The 26,711-nt window shown below is 74.3% G+C and carries 22 protein-coding genes and 1 tRNA gene; 16 read left to right on the top strand and 7 right to left on the bottom strand.

The genetic code is table 11. The features are described 5' to 3' along the window. Positions 1–30: 30 nt before the first annotated feature. From pheA to BM339_RS29175, 5 genes are all read left to right on the top strand, one after another. Complete coding sequence (gene pheA / locus BM339_RS29195) at positions 31–969, top strand: prephenate dehydratase (RefSeq protein WP_021596898.1); 939 nt, start codon at positions 31–33, stop codon at positions 967–969. 77 nt (positions 970–1,046) lie between these two features. After that, positions 1,047–1,760 carry a DsbA family oxidoreductase gene (locus BM339_RS29190; RefSeq protein ID WP_075022911.1) on the top strand — a complete coding sequence of 238 codons (714 nt, stop codon included), beginning with the start codon at positions 1,047–1,049 and terminating at the stop codon, positions 1,758–1,760. 22 nt (positions 1,761–1,782) lie between these two features. Beyond that, complete coding sequence (locus tag BM339_RS29185) at positions 1,783–2,583, top strand: class I SAM-dependent methyltransferase (protein WP_024934716.1); 801 nt, start codon at positions 1,783–1,785, stop codon at positions 2,581–2,583. A 52-nt stretch (positions 2,584–2,635) separates the two neighbouring features. After that, entirely contained in the window at positions 2,636–3,895 is a 1,260-nt protein-coding gene (gene serS, locus BM339_RS29180; protein WP_075022910.1) for a serine--tRNA ligase, read from the top strand. Positions 3,896–3,958: 63 nt separating this feature from the next. Next, positions 3,959–4,762: a Cof-type HAD-IIB family hydrolase gene (locus BM339_RS29175; protein WP_021596895.1), complete on the top strand. Its 804-nt coding sequence runs from the start codon at positions 3,959–3,961 to the stop codon at positions 4,760–4,762. A 43-nt stretch (positions 4,763–4,805) separates the two neighbouring features. Here the strand turns inward: BM339_RS29175 and BM339_RS29170 are convergent, their stop codons facing one another. Both BM339_RS29170 and BM339_RS29165 read right to left on the bottom strand, forming a co-directional pair. Beyond that, positions 4,806–5,348, bottom strand: coding sequence for a bacterial proteasome activator family protein (locus BM339_RS29170; protein ID WP_024934717.1), 543 nt, complete (start codon positions 5,346–5,348; stop codon positions 4,806–4,808). Positions 5,349–5,361: 13 nt separating this feature from the next. Next, positions 5,362–6,318, bottom strand: a complete 957-nt coding sequence (locus BM339_RS29165) for an NAD(P)H-quinone oxidoreductase (protein ID WP_075022909.1) — start codon at positions 6,316–6,318, stop codon at positions 5,362–5,364. Between the two features lie 171 nt (positions 6,319–6,489). Here BM339_RS29165 and BM339_RS51775 point away from each other — a divergent pair, with 171 nt between their 5' ends. From BM339_RS51775 to BM339_RS29125, 8 genes are all read left to right on the top strand, one after another. Continuing rightward, complete coding sequence (locus BM339_RS51775; protein ID WP_256255496.1) at positions 6,490–8,727, top strand: nucleotide-binding protein; 2,238 nt, start codon at positions 6,490–6,492, stop codon at positions 8,725–8,727. Positions 8,728–8,842: 115 nt separating this feature from the next. Continuing rightward, complete coding sequence (locus tag BM339_RS29155; RefSeq protein ID WP_143118644.1) at positions 8,843–9,304, top strand: hypothetical protein; 462 nt, start codon at positions 8,843–8,845, stop codon at positions 9,302–9,304. Next, entirely contained in the window at positions 9,301–10,260 is a 960-nt protein-coding gene (locus BM339_RS29150) for a hypothetical protein (protein ID WP_075022908.1), read from the top strand. The genes BM339_RS29155 and BM339_RS29150 overlap by 4 nt, the downstream gene beginning before the upstream one ends. Further along, on the top strand, positions 10,257–11,204 hold the full coding sequence (locus BM339_RS29145) for an AAA family ATPase (protein ID WP_218163788.1): 948 nt from the start codon (positions 10,257–10,259) through the stop codon (positions 11,202–11,204). Before BM339_RS29150 ends, BM339_RS29145 begins: the two co-directional genes overlap by 4 nt. A gap of 2 nt (positions 11,205–11,206) precedes the next feature. Further along, entirely contained in the window at positions 11,207–12,991 is a 1,785-nt protein-coding gene (locus BM339_RS29140; RefSeq protein ID WP_177287807.1) for a magnesium chelatase, read from the top strand. Between the two features lie 2 nt (positions 12,992–12,993). Beyond that, a complete protein-coding gene (locus tag BM339_RS50140; protein ID WP_075022907.1) occupies positions 12,994–14,241 on the top strand; it encodes a CHAT domain-containing protein in 1,248 nt (415 codons plus the stop codon). Then, a complete protein-coding gene (locus BM339_RS29130; RefSeq protein WP_075022906.1) occupies positions 14,238–18,128 on the top strand; it encodes a tetratricopeptide repeat protein in 3,891 nt (1,296 codons plus the stop codon). The genes BM339_RS50140 and BM339_RS29130 overlap by 4 nt, the downstream gene beginning before the upstream one ends. 2 nt (positions 18,129–18,130) lie before the next feature. After that, entirely contained in the window at positions 18,131–18,565 is a 435-nt protein-coding gene (locus BM339_RS29125; protein ID WP_075022905.1) for a hypothetical protein, read from the top strand. 17 nt (positions 18,566–18,582) lie between these two features. On the opposite strand, the gene BM339_RS29120 is transcribed toward BM339_RS29125, so the two are convergent. From BM339_RS29120 to BM339_RS29100, 5 genes are read right to left on the bottom strand one after another with little or no spacing between them, the layout of a single operon-like run. Continuing rightward, positions 18,583–19,899, bottom strand: a complete 1,317-nt coding sequence (locus tag BM339_RS29120; protein ID WP_075022904.1) for a protein kinase family protein — start codon at positions 19,897–19,899, stop codon at positions 18,583–18,585. Positions 19,900–19,903: 4 nt separating this feature from the next. Beyond that, on the bottom strand, positions 19,904–20,713 hold the full coding sequence (locus BM339_RS29115; RefSeq protein WP_075022903.1) for a protein phosphatase 2C domain-containing protein: 810 nt from the start codon (positions 20,711–20,713) through the stop codon (positions 19,904–19,906). After that, positions 20,710–21,552, bottom strand: a complete 843-nt coding sequence (locus BM339_RS29110; RefSeq protein WP_021598241.1) for a vWA domain-containing protein — start codon at positions 21,550–21,552, stop codon at positions 20,710–20,712. The genes BM339_RS29115 and BM339_RS29110 overlap by 4 nt, the downstream gene beginning before the upstream one ends. An 18-nt stretch (positions 21,553–21,570) precedes the next feature. Further along, a complete protein-coding gene (locus BM339_RS29105) occupies positions 21,571–23,712 on the bottom strand; it encodes an outer membrane protein assembly factor BamB family protein (protein WP_075022902.1) in 2,142 nt (713 codons plus the stop codon). Next, positions 23,709–25,688: an outer membrane protein assembly factor BamB family protein gene (locus BM339_RS29100; RefSeq protein ID WP_075022901.1), complete on the bottom strand. Its 1,980-nt coding sequence runs from the start codon at positions 25,686–25,688 to the stop codon at positions 23,709–23,711. The genes BM339_RS29105 and BM339_RS29100 overlap by 4 nt, the downstream gene beginning before the upstream one ends. Before the next feature lie 281 nt (positions 25,689–25,969). On the opposite strand from BM339_RS29100, the gene BM339_RS29095 reads away from it, so the two are divergent. The 3 genes from BM339_RS29095 (at position 25,970) to BM339_RS50135 (ending at position 26,709) form a co-directional block, all read left to right on the top strand. Further along, the gene (locus tag BM339_RS29095; protein WP_177287805.1) at positions 25,970–26,329 is read left to right on the top strand and encodes a cupin domain-containing protein; all 360 of its coding nucleotides are present in this window, start codon (positions 25,970–25,972) and stop codon (positions 26,327–26,329) included. A 78-nt stretch (positions 26,330–26,407) separates the two neighbouring features. Next, positions 26,408–26,499 (top strand) — tRNA-Ser (locus BM339_RS29090). A gap of 45 nt (positions 26,500–26,544) precedes the next feature. Then, positions 26,545–26,709 carry a hypothetical protein gene (locus BM339_RS50135; protein WP_177287804.1) on the top strand — a complete coding sequence of 55 codons (165 nt, stop codon included), beginning with the start codon at positions 26,545–26,547 and terminating at the stop codon, positions 26,707–26,709. Positions 26,710–26,711 lie beyond the last annotated feature (2 nt).

Raw genomic sequence — 26,711 nt, 5'->3', positions numbered from 1 at the left:
TCTCGCGAAACACACCACCCGGGGGACTCCGTGACCGCAGACGGCAGGACAGCGCGCTACGCCTACCTGGGTCCGCGGGGCACCTTTACCGAGGCCGCGCTCCACACCCTCCCGGGCGCCGCGGACGCCGAGCACGTCCCGTGCGCGACCGTTCCGGCCGTCCTCGAAGCCCTCCGCAACGGGGAGGCCGACACCGCGGTCGTCGCGCTGGAGAACTCCGTCGAGGGCTCGGTCCCGACGACCCTCGACGAGCTCGCCACCGGCGAGCCCCTGCAGATCGTCGGCGAGATCCACCTGCCGGTCTCGTTCGCGCTGCTCGTCCGTCCGGGCACCGCGCTGGACGACATCAAGACCGTCGCGTCCCACCCGATCGCGCAGCCGCAGTGCCGCCGCTGGCTGCTGGAGAACGTCCCGGACGCCGAGTGGCGCGCCGCGACGTCCAACGCCGAGGCCGCCCAGCACGTCGCCGACGGCCACTACGACGCCGCCCTCGCCGGCGCGTTCGCGGCCCCCCGCTACGGGCTGTCGATCCTCGCCGAGGACATCCACGACGTCGCCGACGCGGTCACCCGGTTCGTCGTCCTGCACCGCCCCTGCACCCCGCCGCGGCCCACCGGCATGGACAAGACGACCGTCGTCGCGTTCATCGGCGAGGACCACCCGGGCGCGCTGCTGGAGATCCTCACCGAGTTCTCCGTCCGCGGCATCAACCTGACGCTGATCCAGTCCCGCCCCACCGGCGCGGGCCTCGGCTCGTACCTGTTCTGGATGGACTTCGAGGGCCACGTCGCCGACGCCCGCGTCGGGGAGGCCCTGATGGGCCTGCGCCGCGTCTGCTCCGACGTCCGCTTCGTCGGCTCCTACGCCCGCGCCGACCAGGTCCGCCCGGAGATCCGCCGCGGCACCCACGACACCGACTTCACCGAGGCCGCCGCCTGGGTCGACGCCATCCGCACCGGCCACGCCTGAGCCGCCGGAAACAGCCGCCGGAAATCAGACGGCACGGACGCTTGTTGCACGGAGCACGTCCCGAGAAAGGTGTTCCCGTGCGCGTTGAGATCTGGTCCGACGTCGTGTGCCCCTGGTGCTACCTCGGCAAGCGCCACTTCGAGCGGGCGCTGGAGGGTTTCGAGCACCGCGACCGGGTCGAGGTGATCCACCGGTCCTTCCAGCTCGACCCGTCGTTCCCGCACGGCGAGACCGTGGACGTGGCCGACATGCTGGCGGACAAGTACGGCATGACCCGCGACCGCGCGGTCGAGATGAACCGGCAGATGGAGGAGCGCGCCGCGGCGGCCGGCCTGGAGTACAACCTGGAGGGCGGCCGCGCGGGCAACACCGCCGACGCACACCGGCTGATCCACCTCGCGGGCGAGCGCGGCGTGCAGGACGCGGTCGTGGAGGCCCTCTTCAAGGCCCACTTCACCGACCGGCGCTCGGTGTTCGACCACGACTCGCTGGTGGAGATCGTGACCGAGGCGGGCCTGGACGCCGCGGAGGCGCGCGAGGTGCTGACGTCCGGGAAGTTCGCCGAGGAGGTGGACGCCGAGTACCGCGCTGCGCGCGATATCGGAGCGACGGGTGTGCCCTTCTTCGTCGTCGACCGCCGCTACGGCGTCTCGGGCGCCCAGCCCACCGAGACCTTCACGCAGGTCCTGGACCAGGCCTGGGCGGAAGCGAACCCGACCCCGATCATGGTCGGCGACCAGGCCGAAACCTGCACCGACGACACCTGCGCGGTCCCCCCGCCCAACCGGTAAGCCCCTGGGTTACGCTGCGCCGATGGACTTCGATCTCTACGAGCGGGAGTTGTGGGCCGGGCGGGCGCCCGCGTATGAGCGGGGGTTCGCGCACGTCACGCGGTACATGGTCGAGCCGCTGCTGGACGCGGCCGGGGTGGCGGGCGGCACGCGGTTCCTCGACGTGGGGACGGGCCCGGGGTTCGTGTCGCGGGAGGCGGTCCGGCGCGGCGCCGAGGTGTCGGCGCTGGACGCCGAGCCGGGCATGGCGGAGACGGCGGCCAGGAACGTGCCCGGGCTGGACGTGCGGGTCGCCGTCCTGCCGGAGGTGCCGTTCGGCGACGGGACGTTCGACGCGGTCGCCGGCAACTTCGTGATCAACCATGTGGGGGATCCCGGTGCGGCGCTCGGTGCGCTGCGGCGGGTCCTGCGCGAGGGCGGGCGGCTGGCGCTGACCTGCTGGGTGATGCCGGGCAGGGGCGCGCTCGCGATCGTCCGGGAGGCGATCGAGGCGGCCGGGGTGCCGTGGCCGGACGACATTCCGGAGCCGCCGTTCCTGCGGTACGGGGAGCCGGCGGCGTTCCGGCGGCTGGTCACCGAGGCGGGGTTCGCCGAGGTCGCCGTCGAGGAGGTGACCTGGGAGCACGTCGTCGACCCCGAGGAGTGGTGGGAGACGGGCGCGCTGTCCCGGGTCGGCACCAACGGCGTCATCGTCGGGCGGCAGGACGCGGCGACCGTCGCCCGCATCAAGACCGAGTACGACCGGATCGTCTCCGCCTACGCGGTGCGGGACGGCGAGGTCGCGCTGCCCGCGCACGCGCTGCTGGCCAGCGGGGTCCGCTGAGACAGCGGATATACGCGCGCGGACGAGGTTCCGGCCCGGTAGCCTCGGGTCTGTGATTGACCTGCGAGCTCTTCGAGAGGATCCCGAGCGGCTGCGCGCCTCGCAGCGCGCCCGCGGTGAGGATGACGCCGTCGTCGGCAAGCTGATCGACCTGGACGGGAGGCGCCGTTCGGCGCTGACGTCGTTCGAGCGGCTGCGCGCGGAGCAGAAGAGTTTCGGCAAGTCCGTGTCCAAGGCGCAGGGCGACGAGCGGCAGGCGCTGCTGACCCGCGCGAAGGAGCTCGCGCAGCAGGTGAAGGAGCGCGAGGCGGAGGCCGACCGGCTCGGCGAGGAGCTGGACGCGCTGCTGAAGAGCGTCCCCAACCTGATCGAGGACGGCGCCCCGCCCGGCGGCGAGCAGGACTTCGTCGTCCTGGAGCACGTCGGCGAGCCGACCACGTTCGACTTCGAGCCCAAAGACCACCTGGAGCTGGGCGAGAGCCTCGGCGCGATCGACATGGAGCGCGGCGCGAAGGTGTCGGGCGCGCGGTTCTACTACCTGACGGGCGTGGGCGCGCGGCTCCAGTACGCGCTGCTGAACCTCGCCATGGAGCAGGCCGTCGCGAGCGGGTTCGTGCCGATGTACCCGCCGGTGCTGGTGAAGCCGGAGGCGATGGAGGGCACCGGGTTCCTCGGCGCGCACGCGGCGGAGGTGTACCACCTGCCGCAGGACGAGCTGTACCTGGTGGGCACGTCGGAGGTCCCGCTCGCCGCGTACCACATGAACGAGATCATCGACGAGCTGCCGCGGCGGTACGTCGCCTGGTCGTCGTGCTTCCGCCGGGAGGCCGGCTCCTACGGCAAGGACACGCGCGGCATCATCCGCGTCCACCAGTTCGACAAGGTGGAGATGTTCTCCTACTGCGACCCGGCCGACGCGCACGCCGAGCACCTGCGGCTGCTGGAGTGGGAGAAGGAGATGCTCGCCAAGGTCGAGATCCCGTACCGGGTGATCGACGTGGCGGCCGGCGACCTCGGCTCCAGCGCGGCCCGCAAGTACGACTGCGAGGCGTGGGTGCCGACGCAGAACACCTACCGCGAGGTCACCTCGACGTCCAACTGCACCGAGTTCCAGGCGCGCCGCCTGGCGGTCCGGCACCGCGACGCGGACGGCCGGAACCAGCCGGTCGCGACGCTGAACGGGACGCTCGCGACGACCCGGTGGATGGTCGCGATCCTGGAGAACCACCAGCGGGCCGACGGGTCGGTGCGGGTGCCGGAGGCGCTGCGCAAGTTCCTCGGGCAGGACGTGCTGGAGCCGGTCAAGCGCTGACCCGCGGGCGGGCGGTCCGCGCGGTGTCGCCTAGGGTGTGTCCCATCTGCCCAGGAAGGTGACATGACCAAGTCCGCACCGCGCGTGATCGCCACCGACCTCGACGGGACGATCGTCCGCTCCGACGGGACGATCTCCGCACGGACCGTCTCCGCCCTCTCCCGCGTCGAGCGCGCCGGCTCGATGCTGGTCATGGTCACCGGCCGGCCGCCGCGCTGGATGACCGACATCGCCGCGGCCGTCGGCCATCGCGGTGTCGCGATCTGCGCGAACGGGGCCGTCCTGTACGACCTGCACACCGAGGCCGTCCTGCGGGCCGACGAGATCCCGCCGGACGTGCTGGCGGAGACGATCGGGCGGCTGCGCGGCATCTCGCCGGAGCTGCGGTTCTCGGTGGAGTACCCGGACGAGTTCGTGTACGAGGCGCGCTACGAGATGGGGCGCTGGGACGCCCGGAAGTTCGGCGGCCGGCCCGTCGACGACGGGGAGCTGGTGAGCCGCGCCGGCACCAAGCTGCTCGCGTTCCACCCGGACGCCGACCCGGACACGCTGTCGGAGAAGGCGACCCAGGCGGTCGGCGACCTCGTGACCGTCACGCACTCGTCGGGGCGCGGGCTGCTGGAGATGAGCGCGATGGGCGTCACCAAGGCCAGCGCCCTCGCGGCCCTGTGCACCGAGCAGGGCATCGCGGCGTCGGACGTCACCGCGTTCGGCGACATGGTCAACGACCTGCCGATGCTGAGCTGGGCGGGCACCTCCTACGCCGTCGCGAACGCGCATCCGCTCGTGCTGGCGGCGGTGACGCACCGGACGTCCCGCAACGACGACGACGGCGTGGCCGAGGTCCTGGAACGCCTCTTCCCATGACGACGGCCGCACCCCCGTTCGCGGGGTGCGGCCGGGGGACGTGTCACAGGTAGGGGCCGGACGACCGAGGGCCGGGCTTCTGCTGCTCCTCCTCGCCGCCGGGCATCATCCCGGCGGGCAGGGCGCGGCGCATCTGCTCCAGCTGCGCGCGGGCCGCCATCTGCTGGGCGAACAGCGTCGTCTGGATGCCGTGGAAGAGGCCTTCCAGCCAGCCGACGAGCTGCGCCTGCGCGATCCGCAGCTCCGACTCGCTCGGCACCGTGCCCTCGGTGAACGGCAGCGACAGCCGTTCCAGCTCCTCGACCAGCTCGGGCGCGAGGCCGTCCTCCAGCTCCTTGATGGACGACTTGTGGATCTCCCGCAGCCGGGCCCGGCTCGCCTCGTCCAGCGGGGCGGCCTTGACCTCCTCCAGGAGCTGGCGGATCATCCCGCCGATCCGCATGACCTTCGCCGGCTGCTCGACCATGTCGGTCACCGACTTGCCCTCGGACTCGCCCTCACCGCCGCCCTCGACGGCGATGCCGTTCGGGCCGAGCACGAGCACCTGCGGTTCCTGTCCAGACTTGTTCTTCGAAGGCTCGCTCATAATCCCCCCATACTCACACGGTCAGCAGGATCTTGCCGACGTGACCGCTCTCTTCGAGCAGCCGGTGCGCGCGGGCCGCGTCCGCGATCGGGATCCGCCGGTCGACGACCGGGCGGATCGTCCCGGACTCCAGCAGCGGCCACACGTGCTCCCGGACGCCCGCGACGATCTCCGCCTTCTCCTCCGGCGGACGGGCCCGCAGCGTCGTCGCGTGCACCAGCGCCCGCTTGCGCAGCAGCTTGCCGAGGTCAAGCTCGCCCTTCGCGCCGCCTTGGAGGCCGATCACCATGAGCCGCCCGCCGGTGGCGAGCGCCTCCACGTTCCGCTCCAGGTACTTGGCGCCGACCAGATCGAGGATGACGTCGTAGGGGCCGCTCTCGACGAAGTCCTCCTCGCGGTAGTTGACGGCGACGTCGGCGCCGAGCTCCCGGCACCTCTCCGCCTTCTCCGCGCTGCCCACCGTCGTCACCACCCGGGCGCCGCGGGCCTTCGCGAGCTGGATGGCGAACGTCCCGATGCCGCTGCCGCCGCCGTGCGCGAGGAACGTCTCGCCCTCGCGGAGGCCGCCGAGCATGATCACGTTCGAGAACACCGTGCACGCGACCTCCGGAAGCCCGGCCGCGTCGACGACGTCCACGCCGCGCGGCACCGGGAGGACCTGGCCGGCGGGCACCGTGACCCGTTCGGCGTAGCCGCCGCCGCTGAGCAGCGCGCACACCTCGTCGCCGACGGCCAGGCCGGTCACGTCCGCGCCCAACTCGGCGATACGGCCGGACACCTCCAGGCCCGGATACGGGGGAGCGCCCGGCGGCGGCGGATAGAAGCCCATCCGCTGCATGACGTCCGCGCGGTTGACGGCGCTCGCCGCCACCTCGATCAGTACCTCGCCCGGCTTCGGCGCCGGGTCCGGTACCGGCGTCCATGCGAGGACGTCCGCGTCTCCCGGCTCCCGGATCACGATGGCATGCATACCGATCACGCTACCGGGCGCGTCCAAGGCGCCCGGAACCTCGAACTTCTTCGCGGCAATGGCGATCTACTCGTGGGATGCGTGGTATTGGCGCACAGGTATCCTGCGTGGGGGCCAATTTGCCCACCTGCTCCGTGTAATCAACAGAGGCGTGCCCTAGGGGGAAGAACGGTGGCGAGGAACGAGCACGACGGGCGGTCCCTGGAGGAGCGGCTGGCCTCACTGGACGCGATGAGCGGAGAGACGACCGGGCCGTCCCCCGTCCCCGAGGCGGAGAAGGCCTCGGAGGAGAACACCGGCGAGCAGGAGAACGCCCCGCCCCCCGCCGAGCCGCCGGCCGAGCAGGCCGAGCAGACCGATCCGAACAGCAGCCCCTGGCTCGCCGCGCCCCCCACGTTCCAGGGTCAGCCGGGTGATGACGCGTTCGGGCCCCCGATGCCTCCGCCGTACGACGGCGGCCCGATGCCGCAGCCGTTCGACGGCGGGATGCTCCCGCCGCCGTACGCGGGCATGGGCGGCTACCAGGGCTACGGGCAGGGCCAGCCGGGCGAGCAGGGGCAGCAGCCGTCGCCGTACGAGGTCAACGGCAACGCGACCCCGCCCCTCGACCAGCTTCCGCCGTACCCGTCCGAGCAGGCCCCGCCGCAGGACGCCGCCGGCCAGCCCTACCAGCCGCCCGTCGACCCCGCCACGGGCCAGCCGTTTCCCCAGGACACGGACGCCTCGGGCCAGCCGTACGTGCCGATCGACCCGAACACGGGCCGTCCCATGCCACCGGACCCGAACGCGCAGCCCTTCCCGCCCGCCGACCCGGCGGCGGCCGGCCGGCGGTTCACGCCCATGGAGCAGCAGCCGTTCCCGTCCGTGGACCCCGTGACGGGTCAGCCGTGGCAGCCCGACCCCAACGCCGGCGCCCAGCCGTACCCGCCCGCCGACCCCTCGACGGGCCAGATGTACCAGCAGGACCCCGGCGCGGTCCCTCAGCCGTACCCGCCGATGGACCCGAACATGGGCCGCCCGTACCCGCCCCCGCCGCCCCCCGGCGCCCAGCCCTACCCACCGGTCGACCCCAACACGGGCCAGCCGTACCCGCCGGTCGACCCCAACACCGGCCAGCCCTATCCGCCGGTCGATCCGAACACCGGCCAGCCGTACCCGCCCGTCGATCCCAACACGGGCCAGCCGTACCCGCCCGTTGACCCGAACACCGGCCAGCCGTACCCGCCGGTCGACCCGAACACCGGCCAGCCCTATCCGCCCGTCGATCCCAACACCGGCCAGCCGTACCCGCCGGTGGATCCGAACACGGGCCAGCCGTACCCGCCCGTTGACCCCAACACCGGGCAGCCGTACCCGCAGCCGGGCTACGGGTACCCCGGCGGGTCTCCGCAGGACCAGTCGCAGTACCCGCACACGCTCAACCAGATGATGCAGCCGGACCAGTCCGTCCAGCAGCACCAGTCCGGACCGCAGAGCACCGAGAACCTCAGCTCCGAGAACCTGCTCGGCGAGCGCAAGATCGCGCCGTCCTCCGGCTGGCGGCGCGCGGTCTACAAGGCGACCGCCGGCAACATCCACCCCGGCGAGTCGCAGAACGACCTGCGCCGCAAGGACCTCGTCGCGCGGGCGCGCACCCCCGTGACGGGCGGGCACCACCGGGTGGCGGTGATGTCGCTGAAGGGCGGCGTCGGCAAGACGACCACGACGACCGGCCTCGGCTCGATGCTGGGGTCGCTGCGCGGCGACCGGGTCATCGCGGTGGACGCCAACCCCGACCGCGGGACCCTGTCGGACAAGGTCCGGCTGGAGACCGCCGCGACCGTCCGCGACCTGCTGAACAACCGCGAGCAGATCCACCGGTACGCCGACGTCCGCGCGTTCACCTCGCAGAACGAGGCGCGCCTGGAGATCCTCGCGTCCGACCGCGACCCGGCGGTCAGCGAGGCGTTCAGCGCCGACGACTACGCCGCCGTCGCCGTCGTCCTGGAGCAGTACTACTCGGTCTGCATCACCGACTGCGGCACCGGCCTGCTGCACTCGGCGATGGCGGGCGTGCTGAGCCTGGCCGACCAGCTCGTCCTGGTCAGCTCCCCGTCGGTGGACGGTGCCCGCTCCGCGAGCGCGACCCTCGACTGGCTGGAGGCGCACGACCACGGCCACCTCGTCCGCAACGGCGTCGTCGTGCTGTCGATGGTCCGCAACCGCACCCGCAGCCAGGTCGACCTGGACAAGCTCCAGTCCCACTTCGAGAGCCGCTGCCGCGCCGTCGTCCGCATCCCCTACGACGACCACCTGGAAGAGGGCGCCGAGGTCGAGCTGGAGCAGCTCGCCCCCGGGACCCGCGAGGCCTACCTGACCCTCGCCGCCGTGGTCGGCGACGGCTTCGCCTACCAGCGCCCGCAGACCTGACCGTCCCGCCACGACCGGTACCGGTCTCCGGTTCTGCGTCCTTTTCCCACGTCCGCGTGCCGGATGGGTGGAAAAGTGGTCGGCCGCAGACGCTGCGTGGTCGAGGGGTGGCGGATTGGACGATCAGGAGTTGAAGGCGGCCCAGTCGAGGGTCGCGACGTTCACGGATCCGGCGGTCCGCGACCGCGTGTCCCTCGACCGGGAGCCGGACGGCGCCGAGATGGAGTACGCCGAGGGCCTCAAGGCCGTCGAGGTGCGCCGCCGCCTGCGCGCCCGGTTCGAGGAGGCGCCCGACCTGACCCGGATCATCCTCGTCCGGGACGGCCGGCGGGTCGCGGTCGCCCCCCGCGAGAAGGTGCTCGCCGCGCCCGCGACCGCCGGGACGCCCGCCGCCGGCCTCGGCGAGTCCGACCGGGCGGGGCTTCCGGGACGCTCCACCCGGTACCGGCTCCTGGTCTACGGCTGCACGCGGCCCGGATGCGGGGAGCGCGCCCACCGGTCCTTCCACGACGAGCGCTTCCCGCCGGAGTGCGCGAGCGGCCACGGCCCGATGGCGTTCACCGGGGCGGTCCGGTGAAGCTCGACGCGGTTCTCAAGGCGCCGTCGGACTCCGGGTTCGGCCGGCGGTTCGTCCTGATCGGCTACTTCCCGGTGTACGCGGCGGCGCTCTGGCTGCTGACGCTGGTGTGGGCGGGCGCGTGGGGGCCGCTGGAGTTCGGCGCGGCGTGGCGGACGGCGGCCGGGCTGGGCCTCGGCGAGGTGGTCCTGCTGGTCCTCGCCCTGACGATCGTGGCCGTCGTCCTCCAGCCGTTCCAGCTCGCGATGATGAGGATGCTCGAAGGCACGGGACCGTGGCTTCCCTTCTCGTCGCTGCTGCTGCGAGGCCAGAAGAGGCGGCGGAACCGCCTTCGCGAGGACGCGGCGCCGTCCGGCCCGGCGCCGGCGCAGGAGGAGATCCAGCGGGCCGGGGAGAAGGGCCACGAGCTGCGCCGCCGCTTCCCGGCACCGGACCACCTCCTGCGGCCGACCGCGCTCGGCAACGCGCTCACCGCCATGGAGGACGGCGCCGGACGCCACTACGGCGTCGACGCGGTCGTGGCGTGGCCGCGGCTGTACCCGCTGCTCGGGGAGCGGGTCCGCGAGCTGGTCGACGACCGCCGCGACGGCCTCGACCTCGCCGCCCGGATGGCGGTGACCCTGGCGGTCACGGCGGTCGCGACGGGCGTCCTGCTACTGGGCTCGGGCTGGTGGTGGCCGCTGGCGCTCGTCCCGGCGGCGCTGGCCTGGCTGTCCTACCGGGGCGCCGTGCACGCCGCCCTCGCCTACGCCGAGACCGTCTCGGTGGCGTTCGACCTGCACCGTGCGGAACTGTTCGGCGCGTTGCGCGTGAAACTCCCGAAGGACCTGAAGGAGGAGCGCGCCCTGAACGAGGACTGGTGCGACCACTGGCGGCAGGGCGTCCCGCTCGACGAGGCCATGGAGTTCGCCGGCAACCCGAACGAGAGCTACATCGTCCACAAGGAACAGAAGTGACCGATCCGGATCCCGCGTCCACAGTCCTGCCGTACTCGATGATCGTCGGCCAGGAGGAGCTGCGCTCGGCCCTGGAGATCGCCTACGTCGCGGACGCCGTCGGCGGCGTGCTGGCGACCGGGCAGCGCGGCACCGCCAAGACCACCACGGTCCGCGCGTTCACGCTGATGCTGACCGGCGAGCTCCCGGTCACGCTGCCGATCGGCGCCACCGACGACCGGGTGCTCGGCGGCTGGAAGATCGACAAGCTGATGAAGGGGGACCCGGAGCCGCAGGACGGGCTGCTTCTGGAGGCGTCCAGGTCCGAGGCCGGCATCCTCTACATCGACGAGGTCAACCTGCTCGACGACTACCTGGTGAACATCATCCTGGACGTCGTCTCCACGGGCGTGCTCAACGTCGAGCGCGACAACCTCGCGGCGAAGGCCGTTCCCGCGCGGTTCACGCTGGTCGGCACGATGAACCCGGACGAGGGCAGCCTGCGCCCCCAGCTGCTCGACCGGTTCGGGCTGGTCGCCGAGGTGCGGCCGGAGAACGACGCGGACCGCCGCGCCGAGATCATGGACGCGGTGCTGACCTTCCAGGACGACCCGGATTCCGCGCGAGTGGCGGAGGCGAGGCAGCGTGACCTGGAGACGCGGGCCGCGCTGGACGCGGCGAAGCGGCGGGTCGGGAAGGTCCGCTTCGCCGCTGGGGTGCTCGCGGGCTGCGCGCGGGTCGCGAAGGAGTTCGGGCTCGCCGGGCACCGCGGCGAGCTGGTGCTGGCCCGCGCGGCGCGCGCCCGCGCGGCCCTCGACGGCGCGCCGGAGGTCACCGCCGGGCATGTCGCGGAGGTCGCCCGGCCCGCGCTGGTGCACCGCAGGTCGAGCGACCATTCCGGGCGGCTGCCGGACTGGGGCCCGGAGGAGGCCGGCCGGGTCGTGGCACGGCTCCGGGGGGCGTGAGGGTGGCCGCGCTCGACCGGGTGCGCACGCTGCTGAGCTGTCTGGCGGCGGACCCCCGGCTGGGCGGTGTGCTGTTCTACGACCTCGACCCCTTCCTGCTGGCCCCGCTCGCGCGGCTGCTCACCGGAGTCCTGCCGGGGTCCCCGGCGACGGTGGTGCTCGGCCCGGGGTCCGCGGACGAGGGCCTGTGGGTCCGGATGCGGCCGGACGGGGACGCGCTGCGCCTCGCGCCGGGGCCGCTCGCAGCCGCCGACGGCGCGGTGGTGCTCGTTCCCGACCTCGGGCAGGCCGACCCGGCGGTGGCGCGGATCGCGGTGACGCTGGCCGGGGCCGACGCCGCCGCGGTGGAGATGCGCGGGTACAGCCGCCGGTGGCGGCCCCGGACGTGGTGGCTCGCCGCCGCGTCCCGCGCCGAGGTCGCGACCGTGTCGCCGCACCTGCTGGACCGGTTCCCTATCCGGGTGGAGGCGGGACGGCTGCTCGCGGAGTGGACGCGGGCGGCGGACGCGGTGCGCCGGACGACCCGGGCGGACGAGGAGTCGGCGCTGTTGCACGCGGTCCCGCCGCTGGAGGCCGCCCCGGACGGTCCGCCGCTCGCGGAGGACGCGCTGCGGCGGGTCCCCGTCCTGCTGCCGCCCGGCCCCGGCAGGCGGCGCGACCTGGCGCTCGCCCGGATCGCGCGGACGGTCGCGGGCTTCGCGGGAGCGGCGCGGACCGGAGCGGCGCACGTCGACGAGGCGGCGGCGCTGCTCGGCATCGCCGTGCCGGGCGGCGGGTCCGGCACCCCTCCGGTCCCGGAGCCGCCGCCGGACGGGCCGGGACCCCTCGCGCCCCGCCGCCCGGAACGGGAACCGACGGGGGCGCGGGCCCGCTCGGAGACGGTCGCGCCCGGGGCCGGCCGGCGGGTGGCGACGCGGACCGGGGAGCCCGTCACGCTGCCGGACGCCGCGGCGGCCGGCCCGTGGCCGTATCCGGAGGACGATCCCGGCGCCCTGCCCCGGCTCGGCGCGCTCCGGCCGCCGCCCGGCCGCCGTACCCGGGCGGGCCGGCTGCGCGGCCGTCCGGTCGGCGTGCGCCCGGCGTCCGGGCCCCGCGACCTCGCGATCGTCGCGACCGTGGTGGAGGCGGCGAAGTTCCAGGCGGTCCGGCGGGCGCACCGGCCGGACGCGCCGCCGGGGCTGCTGATCAGCCCGGCCGACCTGCGGCGCCCGCGGCGCGCCGCCGAGCCGGGGGCGGCGCTCGTCCTCGTCCTCGACCACTCCTGCTGGCGGCACTTCGACCGCGGGCCCGGCCTCGCCGCGTTCCTGCGCGCGGCCCACCGCGACGACGCCGCCGTCACCGTGATCGAGTTCGGCCACCGGGACACGCCCGGGGAACTGGCCGCCGTCCGCTACCGGGCGCGGACGCTGCTGGACCCGCGGCTGCCCGTGTCGCTGCGGCGGCGCCCCGGCCGCGCCACCCCGCTCGCGCACGGGCTGGACCTCGCGGTCGCCGAGCTGCGCCGGCTGCTGCGCCGCGGCCCGGTGCCGGTGTCGCTGGTGGTGGCGACGGACGGCCGGGGCAACGTCCCGCTGGACGGCAGCCTGCTCGGCGAGGTCCGCGGCCCCGTCGGGGATCGCGGCGTGCGGGACGCGCTGCGGGCGGCGGCGCCGGTGCGGTCGCTGCCCGGTGTCCGCACCGCCGTCCTCGCCCCGGACGAAGGCCGCTACGGCAGCCTGCCGTTCGAGCTCGCGGACGCCCTGGGCGGGTCGGTGATCATCGCTCCGCCGCGGGACGGGGGCACGTGACGATGCGGGAGTTCCTGGGCGCCGACGGCGGCCGCCCGCCCGAGCCGAGCCCCCGTCCGGACGCGTCCGGCGCCGCGGACGTGCCCGCCGCGAACGTGCTGGGCGAGCGGACCGGGGCGTTCGGCGCCCGGCGGGTGCCGCTCGACCACGAACTCTCGCCCGACGTCGCGCTGCTGTGCGTCAAGGCGAACGCCTACGGCCCGCGCAGCTTCGAGTTGCACTTCCACCACGGGGGCGAGGTGCGGAGCGCCAACGGCCGCGACGCGCTGGACAAGCAGCAGGCCCACCCGGAGCTCGCGCTGAGCAGGCTGAAGGCCGACGTCCCCGACGAGGAGTGGAAGCGGCTCTTCCACTGGATCGGGGAATGGTCGGGCTACCAGTTCGCCCTGAACTGCTGGCTGCGCGACCTGTTGATGAACGCCGGGGCGCAGCTCATCGTGTTTGATGTGACGGGTTACGAGATCCCGTGGGAGCTGTTCCGGTACGAGCCGCCGCCCGGCGCGGCGGGGCCGGACGGCTGGCTCGGCGCGCTCGTCCCCGTCAGCCGCTGGACGAGCCTGCCGCACGACACGCAGGAGTGGCATCTCGGCGCGGCGCCGCGGGAGATGAACGGCGGCCTCCTGATGATGGAGGACGCGGCGATGCGCACGGACGTCGACGTGTACGCCGACTTCGAGGTCGCCGGCCGGGAGCAGGCGATCAAGGACCTGGTCCGGCGGCTGGAGGTGGAGGAGGAGCTGCTCGCCTTCTCCCTGCTCATGATCCGCTGCCACGGGGAGTGGGCGCCGGGCGAGCGCCTCACTTTGAACGGCGTCGTGCTGGAGGAGCTCATCGAGAGGCGGCTGCCCGTGCTGCGGCGCAACGGGGCGGTCGTCCTGCTCAACGCGTGCATCTCCGGCCGTCCGATCACCGACGACCGGGAGCATCTGCGGGCGCCCACCCGCGGCTTCGCGCAGAAGTTCCTCCGGGAGGGCGCGAGCGCCGTCATCGCGACGCTCGGAGATGTCGACCTCGACCACTCGCACGAGTTCGCGGTGGAGTTCGTCGCGGACGCGGCGGCGAGGGACCAGAACCTGGCCCGCTACCTCCGCGATTACCGGGCGGACGTCGCGCGGCGCATGCGGCCGGAGCCCGGCCGGCCGGACACCCGTACTCCGGACGACTACAGGATGTTCTTCTGGAGCTTCATGTACGTCTACTACGGGCATCCGGACACCACCCTCCGGCTGATTCGGGCGGCTTCGCCATGACGGACGCCCCCGCGGTCAGGCTCCGGCCCGTGGTGAGCTGGCCCGCGCGCGTCGAGCCGGGCGGCAGCTACCGCGTGAGCGTCGACCTGGAGACCGAGGGGCCGCCGGACGAGTGGCCGTACCCCGAGGAGGAGTACGCCGTCGGGTGCATGCTCGACGGCGGCACGGGGTTCGCGGTGGAATCGGCCGGCGACACCACCCTCGTGGTGCACCGCTTCGGCGGCACGTACGGTCCGGTGACGTTCGTCGCGCACGCGCTGGACGCGCAGGGCGACGAGCTGTGCCTCACCCTCGTCACCCAGGGCGGGGTCCCCTTCCGCACCATCCCGCTGAACGTCGACCGCTCCGTCCTCATGGACACCGGGGGCGGGTCCGGGGCCGCCGAGCCCGCGCCTCCCTACTCGCTCGTCCCGTACCCGCCGGAGCCCGAGGAGATCGCGGACCCGTGGAGCCTGCCGCTGAGCAGGGTGCTCGCGGCGGCCAGCCGGTCCATCCCCTTCACCGGACGCGAGGACGAGCTGCTCAGGCTCCGGTCGTGGCGCGACGGGGACGCGGGAACCGTGCTGCTGCTGCACGGGCCGGGCGGGCAGGGCAAGACGAGGCTGGCCGCCGAGTTCGCCCGGCGGTCACGGCAGGACGGCTGGCAGGTGCTCGCGGCCCGGCACGGCGAGCGGTCCGCGCCGGGCGGCGCTCCGCACGCCGCGCCGCCCGGCGAGCCCGATGCCGCGGGCCTGCTGCTCGTCGTGGACTACGCGGAGACGTGGCCGATCGAGGACCTGCTGGACATGCTCGGCGAGAGCGCGTCGGGCAGGTGGGGGACGGTGCGCGTCCTCCTCATCGCCCGTCCCGCGGGCGCCTGGTGGGTGGCGCTGGCGAGCCGGCTCGGGCACGGCGGCGTCGAGACCGCCACGATGGAGCTGGAGTCCCTGCTGGGGGACGGGCGGATGCGGCGCGAGGGGTTCCTGACGGCGGTCGCCTGGTTCGCGGACCTCTTCGGCCGTCCGGACGTCGCGGTGGGCGCCTTCACGCATCCGCTCGCCGACGATCCGGCGTTCGAGCAGGTCCTCGCCGTCCAGATGGCCGCCCTGAGCGCCGTGCTGAATCCCCGCGTGTCCTGGGGAGGGCGGAATCGCCGCTCCGCGGTCCCGGCCACGCTGCTGCGGGCGGAGGAGCGCGACTACTGGGAACGGGAGCTGGCCGACGGCACCATCGGCACCACGGCGAACGTGATGGAGCGGGTCATGTGCGTCGCCTCGCTGATCGGCCCGGTGCCGGAGGACGAGGCCGAGCGCCTGCTCCGGGAGCTGGGGGTTCGCGAGCCCAGTACCGCCCTGCGGGACCACCGGCACTGCTACCCGCCCGCCCGGCCGCACACCGTCCTGCAGCCCGTCTCCCCCGACCGCCTCGCCGAGGACTACCTCGCCCTCATGATCCAGGACGACGTTTGGATGACCGGCGCGCTGCGCACGCTGCTGCACGGCCGCTGGGGCGCCGCCGCGGTCGGCGTGCTGGTGGAGACCGCGCGGCGCTGGCCGTTGATGGCCCGCGTCCTCAACGTCCACCTGCGGGAGAGGCCCGACCCGGCGGTCGAGGCGGGCGGCGCGGTGCTGCTCCGGCTCGCCGAGGCGCCGGACACCGACCCGGCCGTCCTCGCGGCGATCGAGGAGCGGCTGCCGCGCGAGCGCCGCATCGACCTCGACATCGCGGGCGCCGTGCTCGCCGAGCGGCTGTTCGCGGACCGGCTCGCCGCGGCGGCCGGCGACGCGGCGCGGCAGGCGGCCCTGTACGAGCGGCTCAGCGAGCGGCGCGCCAACGTCGGCATGTACGAGGAGGCGCAGCGGGCGTCGGCGTCGGCGGTGGCGCTGCGCCGGACGCTGTCGGCCGAGCGCGGCGACGCCGGCACGGCGGACGCGCTGGCGGAGTCGCTGACCATCTCCTCCGGCCATCTCGGGCGGATGGGCCGGCACGAGGAGGGCCTGCGGCAGCTCGTCGAGAGCGTCGAGGTGCTGCGCGGGCGCGCCGCCGACCATCCGGAGGCGTTCGGGGCCCAGCTCGCGTCCGGGCTGAACGCGCAGGCGCTCGCGCTGGCGGAGCTCGGCCGACGCCAGGAGAGCCTGGCCGCCGTCGAGGAGGCGGTGGCGCTCTACCGGGAGCGTCCGGGCGCCTACCGCGCCGAGCTCGCGTCCGCGCTGAACAACCTGTCCGCGCGGCTCGCCGCGCTCGGCCGGCTGGAGGAGGGCCTCGCCGCGGTGGCGGAGGCGGTGGCGATCCACCGGGAGTTGGACGCCGAGGAGCCGGACGCGCACCTGCCGGCGTTGGCCGCCGGGCTGCACAACCTGTCGCTCCGGCAGGCGGAGCTGGGCCTGGCTGAGCAGGCCGCCGAGTCCGCCATGGAGGCCGTGCGGATGCAGCGGCGGCTGACCGCGACCGTGCCCGGCGCGTACGAGGCCAGCCTCGCGGGGGCGCTGGACAACCTGTCCACGCGGCTCGGCGAGCTCGGCCGGTGGGACGAGGCGGCGGCCGCCATCGAGGAGGCCGTCGCCTCCTACCGGACGCTGGCGGAGCAGCGCCCCGAGACCTACCGGGCCGACCTCGCCGCGGCCCTGAACAACTACTCGGTCGAGCTGGGCGAGCTGGGTCGTTCGCGCGAGTCGCTGGCTGCGGTACAGGAGGCGGTGGCCGCCTACCGGTTGCTGGCCGATCAGCGTCCGGACGCCTACCGCCCCGACCTCGCGGCGGCGCTGAACAACCTGTCCGTGCGGCTGGCCGAGCTGGGCGACCACGAGGGCGGACTGGACGTGATCAGGGAGGCCGTCGGGATCCGCCGCCGGCTCGCGGCGGACGACCCGGCGGCGTTCGCGGCGGACCTCGCGATGTCGCTCGCGAACCTGGGAGACCGGCTCAACCAGCTGGGCCGGTTCAGCGAGTCGGTGCGGGTCGTCGAGGAGGCCGTGGCGATCTACCGGGGACTGGCGGAGGACCGTCCGGACGCGTTCCTGTCCGCGCTCGCGGGCAGCCTGGGCAAGTCCGCGATCACGCGCGGGCTGACGGGCGAGATGCCGGGGGCGATCGCCGTCTCCGCCGAGGCCGTCTCGATCTACCGGTGGCTCTGCCGGAAACAGCCGACCGCCTTCCTGGCGCTGCTCGCGCGGAGCCTGCACAACCACTCGACGTTCCTGGGCAACCAGAGCCGGTTCGAGGAGGGCTTGGTGGCCGCGCACGAGGCGGCGAGCATCTACCGGAGTCTGGTCCAGGGCCGTCCCGGCGTGTTCAGCGGTCCCCTGGCCCGGAGCCTTCTCAACCTCGCCAGGCATCAAGCCGTCACCGGGAGGCGAACCGAAGCGGCGGTGAGCGCACGCGACGCCGTGCTCGGTTTCCGTGAGCTGGTCTCCGGGGGGCTGGAGAACCACGAGGAGAACCTCGCGCAGGGCCTGCACTTCCTCGGGGCCTTGCTTTCCGGGAGCGACGAGGGGCTCGCAGCCGTCCAAGAGGCTGTGCAGATCTATAGCGGGCTCAGCGGACGCCGCCTGTCCGCCCCCGCCGGTCCGGCGGCGGCGCTGGAGGATCTCGCCCGCCGCCTCGGCGACCGCGGCCGGCTGGACGAGGCGGCCGAGCGCGCTCGTGCGGCGGTGGCCCTGTACCGCGGGCTCGAAGAAGGGCCGCCGCGCGAGTACGCGGTGCCGCTGGCGAGTTGCCTGGTGGACCTCGCCCGTTTCCTGGAGCTGAGCGGCCGGGCGCCGGAGGCGAGGGAGGCCGCGACCGAGGCCGCCGGGCTCGCACGCGTCCACCGGACCGGGCCGATGGCGGACCTGCGCGCCGCCGCGGAGGAGATGCTGGACCGGCTGGACGGCGCGTACGGTGGAAGCGCCGAGGAGGGCGGGAGCTGATCATGGACGCACTGGCCGCGACGCTGGGCAGGGCCCTGCTCGACGCCATGACCATGGACGTCTGGCACCAGGTGCTCCGCGTCTTCGCCGAGTCCCTGGCCGAGGACGATCCCGAGGCCGCCGCGGCGCTGAAGGCCGACCTGCGTGCGACGCAGAGGCGGCTGAGGGAAGACCCCGACTATGGCGCGCCGCACGTCGAGACCGAGTACCTGGAGGCCGTGACCGCCCGGGTGCGCGGGCTGCTCGGCGAGAAGCCCGAGCTGGAACCGGTGCTGACACGCATCCTCGACCGGGGGATCTTCTCCGAGTCGCCGACCGGGAACCCGATGCGGGGCGAGAGCAGCGGGATCACCATCGGCTTCGCCGATGTCGCCGGGCAGGTCGTCACCGGCGGGATGACGCAGAACATCAACCGCGACCAGGTCCGCGACGCCTGACTCGGCCGCCCGGCCGGTCAGAAGATGAGGAAGAGCACGAGGATCACCACGGCCGCGATGAGGCACACGGCCACGGCGACGCCTCCCCCTCCGCTCGACTTCGCCGGTGTCCCGCCCACCGTGTATCCGTGCCGCAGATGTTCCCCGGTGTCGTCCGCGAGCGGATCGACCGGCAGGGGGGTCGCCTCCGGCTCCTGGACCGGGCTCTCCGCGGCCGGACGTCCCGCGCCGTGCTCAATGCCGTGCTCAACGCCGTGCTCTGTGGCGGGCCCGCCCGGGGCGGCGGTGCCGGGAACGTCCTGGAACACCGGTGTCCCGTCCGCCGCGGTGACGTCCGGAGAGGCCGGCGTCCACGGCACCTGCTGCCCGGCGGTCCGCATCCACACCGGGAGCCCGGCCACCCTCGGCACCGGACCGGCGAGGTCCAGCGGGCTGAGGGACGGGATGAGCTCGGGGTCGGTCGTGAGGTCCCGCAGCAGCTGCGCGGTCTCCGCGCGGACCCACGGGTCGCCGCTGCCGCGCAGCAGGCGGAGCGCCTCGGACCGTTCCGGCTCGGCGAAGTCGGTGTTCCGCAGGATCAGGTACTCGCCGTCGGTCTCGTGCAGGCGGTCCCACAGCCCCGGGTCGGCGGCGACCGCGCGGATCCCGAGCCGGATGACCCGGGCGGAGAACCGGTCGGCGGCCGGGCCGAAGTAGCCGCGCTCTCCCCGGTCCGGCGGCTGGTAGTGCGGCACGCCGCACTCCGGCATCCGGAACCCCTTCAGCGCCGGGACGTACATGCCGTCGTAGTCGACGAGCCGGATCCGGTCGCCCGCGACGACGATGATGTTGCCGTGCTGGAGGTCGCCGTGCGCGATCCCCGCCCGCTCCAGCGACCCGATCACGTTCGTGAACTCCAACGCCATCCGCCGCAGCGCCGCGGCGTCCCCGAGCCTGTCCTCCAGCCAGGGGATCAGCCGGGTCCCGTTGACCCAGGTCATCTTCAGCACCGGCACCCACCGGTTCTCCGGCAGGTGGAACAGCCCCTCCGGGTCGTAGCCGAACCCGACCTTCCAGTAGTCGCCGACGTCCGCGAGCCGCGCCTCGATCGCCCGGTACCGGTCGGACAGCTCCGCCGTCGGGCGCAGGAAGCACTTGACCGCCCAGCTCTTGCGGCCGTCCGCAGAGACGACCCGGAAGACGCTGGCGAACCCGCCGCCGTCCATCGGCCGCAGCGGGCCGCCGTGCGGGCGCTCCACCCGTCCCGCCCGCAGCTCCGGGTCGCGCAGGTACCGCTCCGGCTTCTGGAACGACGCGATGTACGACGTCGCGCTGAAGAATGAGTCGCCGTTCATCGGTCTACTTCAGGACCAGCCGGATCACGCTGACGTCGTCGTCGCGCATGGCGCCCGCCGTGCGCCGCTCCGCCACCCACCGCGCGAACTCGCCCGCGTCGGCGTCCCCCGCGTCGACCGCCTCGTCGAGTTCCCGCCACGGGTCGCCGTGGCGGGCGTGCCGCTGGAGCGCCCACTCGGCGAGCGCGTCGGAGGCCAGGAAGAACCGGTCGCCGGACCTCCACGACCCTTGGTGCAGCCGGATGTTCCGCCGCACGGTCGCCCAGTCGGTGTCGGCGCTCGCGACCGTCGGGGGAGCCGAGTCGAAGCCGTCGGCGTCGTCCAGCGGGAACGCACGGGCGGCGCGGCCGTCGCGGCTCACGTGGAAGACGCACGTGTCGCCCAGCGCCGCCGCGGTCCACACTCCGTCGCCGCAGACGCAGACGACGAGGACGGTGGCCGCCGAACCGGCCCGCAGCTTCCGCTTCTCCCACCACGGCAGGCGGCGCCCCTCCCGCTCGTCCCGCACGTAGCCGCGCAGCCGCGGCGCCCACGCCGCGCACTGCCGCCGCAGCACCTCGGCGAACTCGGCGGGATCGGTGGTGGCGCGCAGCGGGGCGCGCGTCCCGAACGCCCGGACGAGGTCGCGCGCCCACGGCCCCGGCCGGTAGCTGTCGGACACCCCGTCGGCGAGGGCGAGCCGCACGACCGGGCCCGCCGCGGACACCGGCTCCGGCGGCCAGCACGCGTCCTCGATGCCCTCCGCGTCCCGGGCGCCCTTCGCGACGCCGAGGACGGACACCCGTCCCTCGACGGCGGTGACCGTGCCGGTCACGCCGCGCCGTTCCGGTGGTAGACGGGCCGCGTCCCGACGTCCAGGAAATGGATGATGGACGCGATGTCGGCGTTGTAGACGAACCCGCGGCTGCCCTGGCTGACCTCCAGGCCGAGCTCGGCGTCGGCGTACAGCCGCATCCGCTCCGGCAGCCTGCTCGACATCCCGAACAGGCGGCGCCCGCTCTTCGGGAGGCCGCCGTCGGCGGCGGGGAACCGCACCGGGTCGAGCTCCTTCGACGAGATGTGCAGGTTGAACAGCAGCGCGCCGCCGTCGTGGGTGGTGAGGGAGCGGATCCGCTCGCCCGCCCGGGCCGGGTCCCCGTCCGTCGCCTCCCCGTCGGTCATGTTGAGGACGATCGGCGGGTAGCTGCGCGGATTCTCGTCCACCCACGCCTTCAGCAGGTCGTGGGTCTGCTCCAGCGCCCGCGTCATCGGCGTCAGGCCCTCCGCCGCCGCGTCCACCCAGATGGGCACCTCCTCGTCGTACTCGTAGAAGCCGCCCCCGTTGCCCGGCCTGCGGATCCGCCGGTTCTCCACCCGCAGCGGATGGTGGGCCAGCTCGCTGGAGGTGACGAGCCGGCCGCCGCCGAGCGCGCCGCCGAGCGCGGGCCCGACCGTCCGCCCGTAGGAGATCACCCCGATGTGGAAGAAGTCGTAGATGTCGCCCTGCCGGACGCAGCGGTTGATCAGCTCGCCGAGCAGATGGTTGAGCGAGTCCGCGACGACCTGCTGCTTCGCCTCGGAGCCCCCGCCGATCCGCGCCTTCATCGAGGCGGACTGATCGAGCAGGAACACCATGCAGGTCGGTGTCGCCCGGTTGATCTCGGCTTCGTACATGTCGCTCCCGATTCGATGTCACAGTTCCAGCCGGACGTCGAGTTCCGGCGGCGGCGCGGCGATCCCCTGCCCGGTGCGCAGGTCGACCGCGTGCAGGTGGCCGCCGGCGGTTCCGGCGTAGACCAGGCCGTCGCCGGCGGCGGGCGCGCACCGGTTGATCCAGCCGCCCGCGTCGAACCGCCAGCCGACGCTCCCGGTGGCCCGCGCGACGCGGTACAGGCGCCCGTCCCGGCTGCCGAGGTACACCGAGTCGCCCCGCACGGTCGCCCCGCCCGTCACCGGCCCGCCGGTGGGCAGCCGCCACAGCACCCGGCCCGACGCCGCCTTGATCGCGTACAGGCAGCGGTCGCGGCTGCCCGCGTACACGACGCCGCCGGACACGGCGGGGCGGCCCACCGGCGGGCCCCCGGTGCCGAGCGACCAGCGGACCCGTCCCGTCCCGGCGTCCAGGGCGAGCACCTCGCCGGCCGCCGTGCCGATGTGGACGGTCCCGTCCGCCGCGGCGGGATCGCAGCCGCCGGTGTCGCCCACCGCCCACACGCGCGCCTTGCCGGTGGCCCGGTCCACCGCGAGCACGCCCCCGGACGTGCCCGCGTACGCCCGCCCCCCGGCCAGCGCGGGGGACGAGTCGACGATGTCGTGCGCGGCGGCCCGATGCCGGACCCGCAGATCGTGCTCCAGGACGACGAGGTCGCCGTCCCCGGTGCCGACGCAGAGCGAGTCGCCGTCCACGGCCGGGGTGGAGCCGAGCATGTCGCCGACGCGGCGGCTGCGCAGGAGGGTGCCGTCCGCGGGATCGAGGGCGCGCAGCACCCCGTCGCGCCCGCCGAGGTAGACGACGTCCCCGTGCGGGGCGGGCCCCGACTCGATCATGTCGTCGGTCTCGTACCGCCAGCGGAGCCGCCCGGTCGCCGCGTCGAGCGCGTAGAGGACCCCGTCGAGGCTCGTGACCAGGACCAGGCCCCGCATGAGGACGGGCGACGCGTCGATCATGCCGCCGGTCATGAAGATCCAGGACCGGCGGCCGGGCACCGCCTCACCGTCGTCGGACACGGTGAGGGCGGGACCGATCGCCGGACGGTAGACGACCGGCGGCTCGGGGGAGTCCGCGCCGCCCGGCCGGGACGGCCGCGGATCCGGGTCGCGCGACGCCGGGCCCGGACCGGGCCCGAGGGCGGGCAGGGACGCCGCCGGGCGACCGGGCGCGGACGCCCGTGCCGGTTGCGCGGTGTGCGCCGGCTCCGCGGGCGGCGAGGCCGGCGCGGCGCCGGCGTGCGGTCCCGGAGGCGCGGGCCGTCCCGTCCGATCGGAGCCGGCCCGCCGGGACCGGAGCCGGGACCGCCCCCGGGACCGCCCCGCCCTGGCCGCGACGCGCGCCGCGTCCGGCCGGTAGAACGGCGGGCGGAGGCACCGGTTGATCAGCTTGCGGGACCGGGCGGGCAGCCGCGCCTCGACGGGCGACACGTCGCGCAGCACCCGCGCCGCGGTGGCCAGCATGTCGAGGTCTCCGTAAGGGCGGTCGCCCGTCGACGCGTACAGCAGCACGAGGCCGAGCGAGTAGACGTCGTCCCAGGGACGCCCGCGCCCCCCGTCGGACACGACCTCCGGCGACATGTACGCGGGGTCGCCGCGCAGCGTGTGCCCGGCCGGAAGGTTCCCGAACCGTGCGGCCCCACGTGCCAGCAGCGGCAGCAGCCCGTGCTCGGTGAGCGCCACGCGGCCCTCCTCGGTCAGCAGGACGGCGCCCGGCTCCAGGGCGCCGTGCGGCAGGGAGTGCCGGTGCAGCACCGCCAGCCCGGCCGCCATCTGGTGCGCGAGCCGGAGCACCTGCCGCTCCGGCATCGGCCCGCCGTCGGGGATCAGCCGGTCCAGCCGGGTCCCGCGGACGTCCTCGGTGGTCAGCCACCAGCCCTCGCCGTCCACCCCGCCGGCGAAGGTCGTGGCGACGGACAGGCTCCGGACGGCGCACAGCCGCTCCACCGTCCGCAGGAACGGCTCCTCCGACGGCCAGCCTCGCGTCCAGTGCCGGTGCAGCCGGGTGAACACGACCTCGTCGCCGGTCGCCATCTCCACGGCGCGGAAGCGCTCCCCGAGCGTCCCGGACCCCAGCGGCTCCAGCAGGTCGAACCGGTAGTCCTCATCCGGGCGGCCCGCGCTCATGCCGTCCGCCCGGCGCCGAGCGACCGCATCTCGATCGCGGTGATGTGGCGCTCCCAGTCGCCGGTGAAGAGGGCGGCGCCGTCCGTCACGGGCGAGGAGTCGAGCCAGCCGGCGGCGGTGAACCGTCCCCGCTCCAGGCCCGACCGCGCGTCCACCGCGTACAGGGTGTGGTCGCGGCTGCCGAAGTACACCGCGCCGCCGTGCACGAGGGGCGACGAGCGGACCGCGCCGCCCGTGCCGAACGTCCAGATGCCGAGCCCGTCCGCGACGTCGATCGCGTAGAGGTGCTGATCGTCGGAGCCGACGTAGACGACGTCCCCGGACACCGCCGGGGCGGAGTGCACCGCCTTCTCCGTCTGGAACGTCCAGCGGCGGCGGCCCCGGACGGTGTCGGCGGCGTGCACCGCTCCGTCGAGCGTCCCGCACAGCACCAGGCCGCCGGACGCGGCGGGCGGAGAGCTGATCGCGGCTTCGGCGTCGTACCGCCAGACCTCCTCGCCGCTGTCGGCGCGCAGGGCGTAGACGTGATGGTCCCAGGAAGCGACGTACACCAGCCCTCCGAGGACGGCGGGCGGCCCCTCCACGGCGTCCTCGGCCCGGAACCGCCACCGCTCGGCGCCGGAGGCCAGGTCCAGGGCGCGCACGGCGCCGTTGTGGTCGCCGACGACCAGGACGCCCCCTTCCACGGCGACCGCGGGAGCGGACCCGGCCGCCGGCGCGAGCACGACCCGCCACCGGACGCTGCCGTCGCGCGTGTTCAGGGCCCACACGTCCCCGGACGCGGTCGAGAAGTACACGCTCGCCTGATGGACCGCGGGCGTCCGGTCGACACGGCCGTGGGGACCGGACCGCCACAGCTCGCGCCCGTCCGCCGGGTCGAGCGCCCGGACCAGCCCGTCCTGGCCGCCCGCGAGCACCGCGCCGCCCGCCGCGAGCACCGGCGAGGCGTAGTAGCCGTTGCCGCCGAGCCGGACCCGCCACCGCGGCTCCACCGCGCCCGCCGGCGGCGACGGCACCCGGTGCGGCACCGTCACGTCCGGCAGCTGCAGCGCCTGCGGCCGGGCCTCGGTGGCCTGTTCGGCGTACTCGCCCAGCACCTTGCCCGCCCGGCTCGGCAGCGCGGTCAGCGCGCCGCGGCGCCGCTCGGTGTCGCCCGCCTCGCCGGCGGGCGTGTGCGGGCCGTCCTCCGTCGCGGCCGCGATGATCCCCTCCGCGGTGATCCGCTCGCTCGCCCGCTGGTGCGTGCAGTGCGCGACCAGGCCGGCCAGCTCGGCGGGCAGCCCGGTGAAGACGGCCCGCCCGGCCGCGTCCCGGGCGATCATGTCGTTGGCCCCGAGCTGCGGATGGCGACCGGTGGCGGTGAACGCGATCGTCACCCCGAGCGAGTAGATGTCGGTGGCGTGCGTGAGGGCCGCCCCGCCGATCGCCTGCTCCGGCGACATGTAGCCGGGCGTCCCCTTGCGGCCGCTGGTGAACGCCGGCGACCTGCCCAGCTCCTTCGCGATGCCGAAGTCGATGAGCTTCGGCCCGGACGCGTCCATGATGATGTTGCTCGGCTTGATGTCCCGGTGGACGATCGACAGGTCGCGCAGGGCCAGCAGCGTCGTCGCCAGCCGCACCGCCATCCAGCGCACCGTGCGGACGGGCAGCGCCCCCTCCCGCGCGACGAGCTCCTGCAGCGTCGGCGCCTTCAGGTAGTCGATCGCCAGCCAGGGCGGATCGTCGGTCACGTCGCACGCCTGGACGGCCGCGGTGTGCTCGGGGCCGACCCGCATGCACGACTGGATCTCCTGGTGGAGCCGGTGGCGGGCCTCGTCGTTCCGCAGCCGCGGATTGGTCAGGATCTTCACGGCGGCCGGCGTCCCGCTGCTGACGTGCCGGCCCAGGAAGACCTTCCCCATGCCCCCGGCGCCGAGCACCTTGAGCAGCCGGAACTTGCCGAGTTGGACGGGGTCGCCCGGGTCGAGTTCGCGCACGGCGCCCCTATGCGGGCTCTGCGGGAGAGACGGCGAAGATCATGGGGCCCCCGTTCCGAATCGCTGCGACCTGGCAGGACGCCCGAGCATCGCACCGCGGCCCCACGCGCTTAGCGTCATACGGCACAGATGGCCACATCGGGTCACGGAACGTGATCAAGTGCAACCGGATCGTGGTCACGCGCGTCCCGGGCCGCACACGCGCAACCCCGTCCGCGATGAACCCCGTCCGCGATGAGTCCTGTCCGCGACAAATCCGGTCCGCGCTAACGTTGCGGTCCGTGGACGGTGTGTACGTGGGGAAGGCGGGGCCGGACGCGGCCGGCGACCGCGGATGGCTGCTCGGTCACTTCAAGCCGTCCGGCGACCTCCGGCACAGCGAGGAGGTCGAGATCAAGTGGGGCGTGCATCCTCAAGGTGAGCGCCGCGCCGAATGGACGAACGGCGAGAAGCGCACCGCCCTCCTGGTCCTCATCAGCGGTCGCTTCCGCCTGGAGTTCCCCGAACGCGACGTCGTCCTCAAGGAACAGGGCGACTACGTCGTATGGGGACGCGGCGTCGACCACTCCTGGGAGGCCGAGGAGGAGTCGATCGTGATGACCGTCCGCTGGCCGTCGATCCCCGGATACCGCGCCCCCTAGGAATCGCCCGCGGCATGAAGTCGGGATATGCGGTCGAAGGCAGCAGGGCGCGCCCGCTATCGTTGGCGGTGGTCACCAGGAGAGTTCGCATAGTGGACTAGTGCAGGCGCCTTGAAAGCGCCCAGGGCTGGGGACAGTCCTCGTGGGTTCGAATCCCACACTCTCCGCCATATAGCGCCCGTCTGGGATGGAAGGCATCCGTTACCCTCTTCGGCATGTCGCAGACACCGCAGGATCCGGCAGGTACGACGCACCAGTTCCAGAACTTCGCCAATCAGGCGCAGCCGGAGAAGTCCGGCCCCAACATCGGCATGATCGTCGGCATCGTCGCCGTGGTCGCCGTCGTCGCGATCCTCGCGGTCGCGCTCATGATGATGTGACG

It is taken from the genome of Actinomadura madurae, from assembly GCF_900115095.1.
GTDB lineage: Bacteria > Actinomycetota > Actinomycetes > Streptosporangiales > Streptosporangiaceae > Spirillospora > Spirillospora madurae.
This window is presented reverse-complemented; position numbering and strand designations above follow the sequence as displayed.

What these genes read in the sequence shown, in the direction of transcription:
- BM339_RS29165 (WP_075022909.1), bottom strand. Translation starts at nt 6,318, where the DNA reads ATGCATGCCATCGTGATCCGGGAGCCGGGAGACGCGGACGTCCTCGCA.
- BM339_RS50135 (WP_177287804.1), top strand. Translation starts at nt 26,545, where the DNA reads ATGTCGCAGACACCGCAGGATCCGGCAGGTACGACGCACCAGTTCCAG.
- BM339_RS29185 (WP_024934716.1), top strand. Translation starts at nt 1,783, where the DNA reads ATGGACTTCGATCTCTACGAGCGGGAGTTGTGGGCCGGGCGGGCGCCC.
- BM339_RS29105 (WP_075022902.1), bottom strand. Translation starts at nt 23,712, where the DNA reads ATGAGCGCGGGCCGCCCGGATGAGGACTACCGGTTCGACCTGCTGGAG.
- BM339_RS29125 (WP_075022905.1), top strand. Translation starts at nt 18,131, where the DNA reads ATGGACGCACTGGCCGCGACGCTGGGCAGGGCCCTGCTCGACGCCATG.
- BM339_RS29120 (WP_075022904.1), bottom strand. Translation starts at nt 19,899, where the DNA reads ATGAACGGCGACTCATTCTTCAGCGCGACGTCGTACATCGCGTCGTTC.
- BM339_RS29110 (WP_021598241.1), bottom strand. Translation starts at nt 21,552, where the DNA reads ATGTACGAAGCCGAGATCAACCGGGCGACACCGACCTGCATGGTGTTC.
- BM339_RS29130 (WP_075022906.1), top strand. Translation starts at nt 14,238, where the DNA reads ATGACGGACGCCCCCGCGGTCAGGCTCCGGCCCGTGGTGAGCTGGCCC.
- BM339_RS29170 (WP_024934717.1), bottom strand. Translation starts at nt 5,348, where the DNA reads ATGAGCGAGCCTTCGAAGAACAAGTCTGGACAGGAACCGCAGGTGCTC.
- BM339_RS50140 (WP_075022907.1), top strand. Translation starts at nt 12,994, where the DNA reads ATGCGGGAGTTCCTGGGCGCCGACGGCGGCCGCCCGCCCGAGCCGAGC.
- BM339_RS29175 (WP_021596895.1), top strand. Translation starts at nt 3,959, where the DNA reads ATGACCAAGTCCGCACCGCGCGTGATCGCCACCGACCTCGACGGGACG.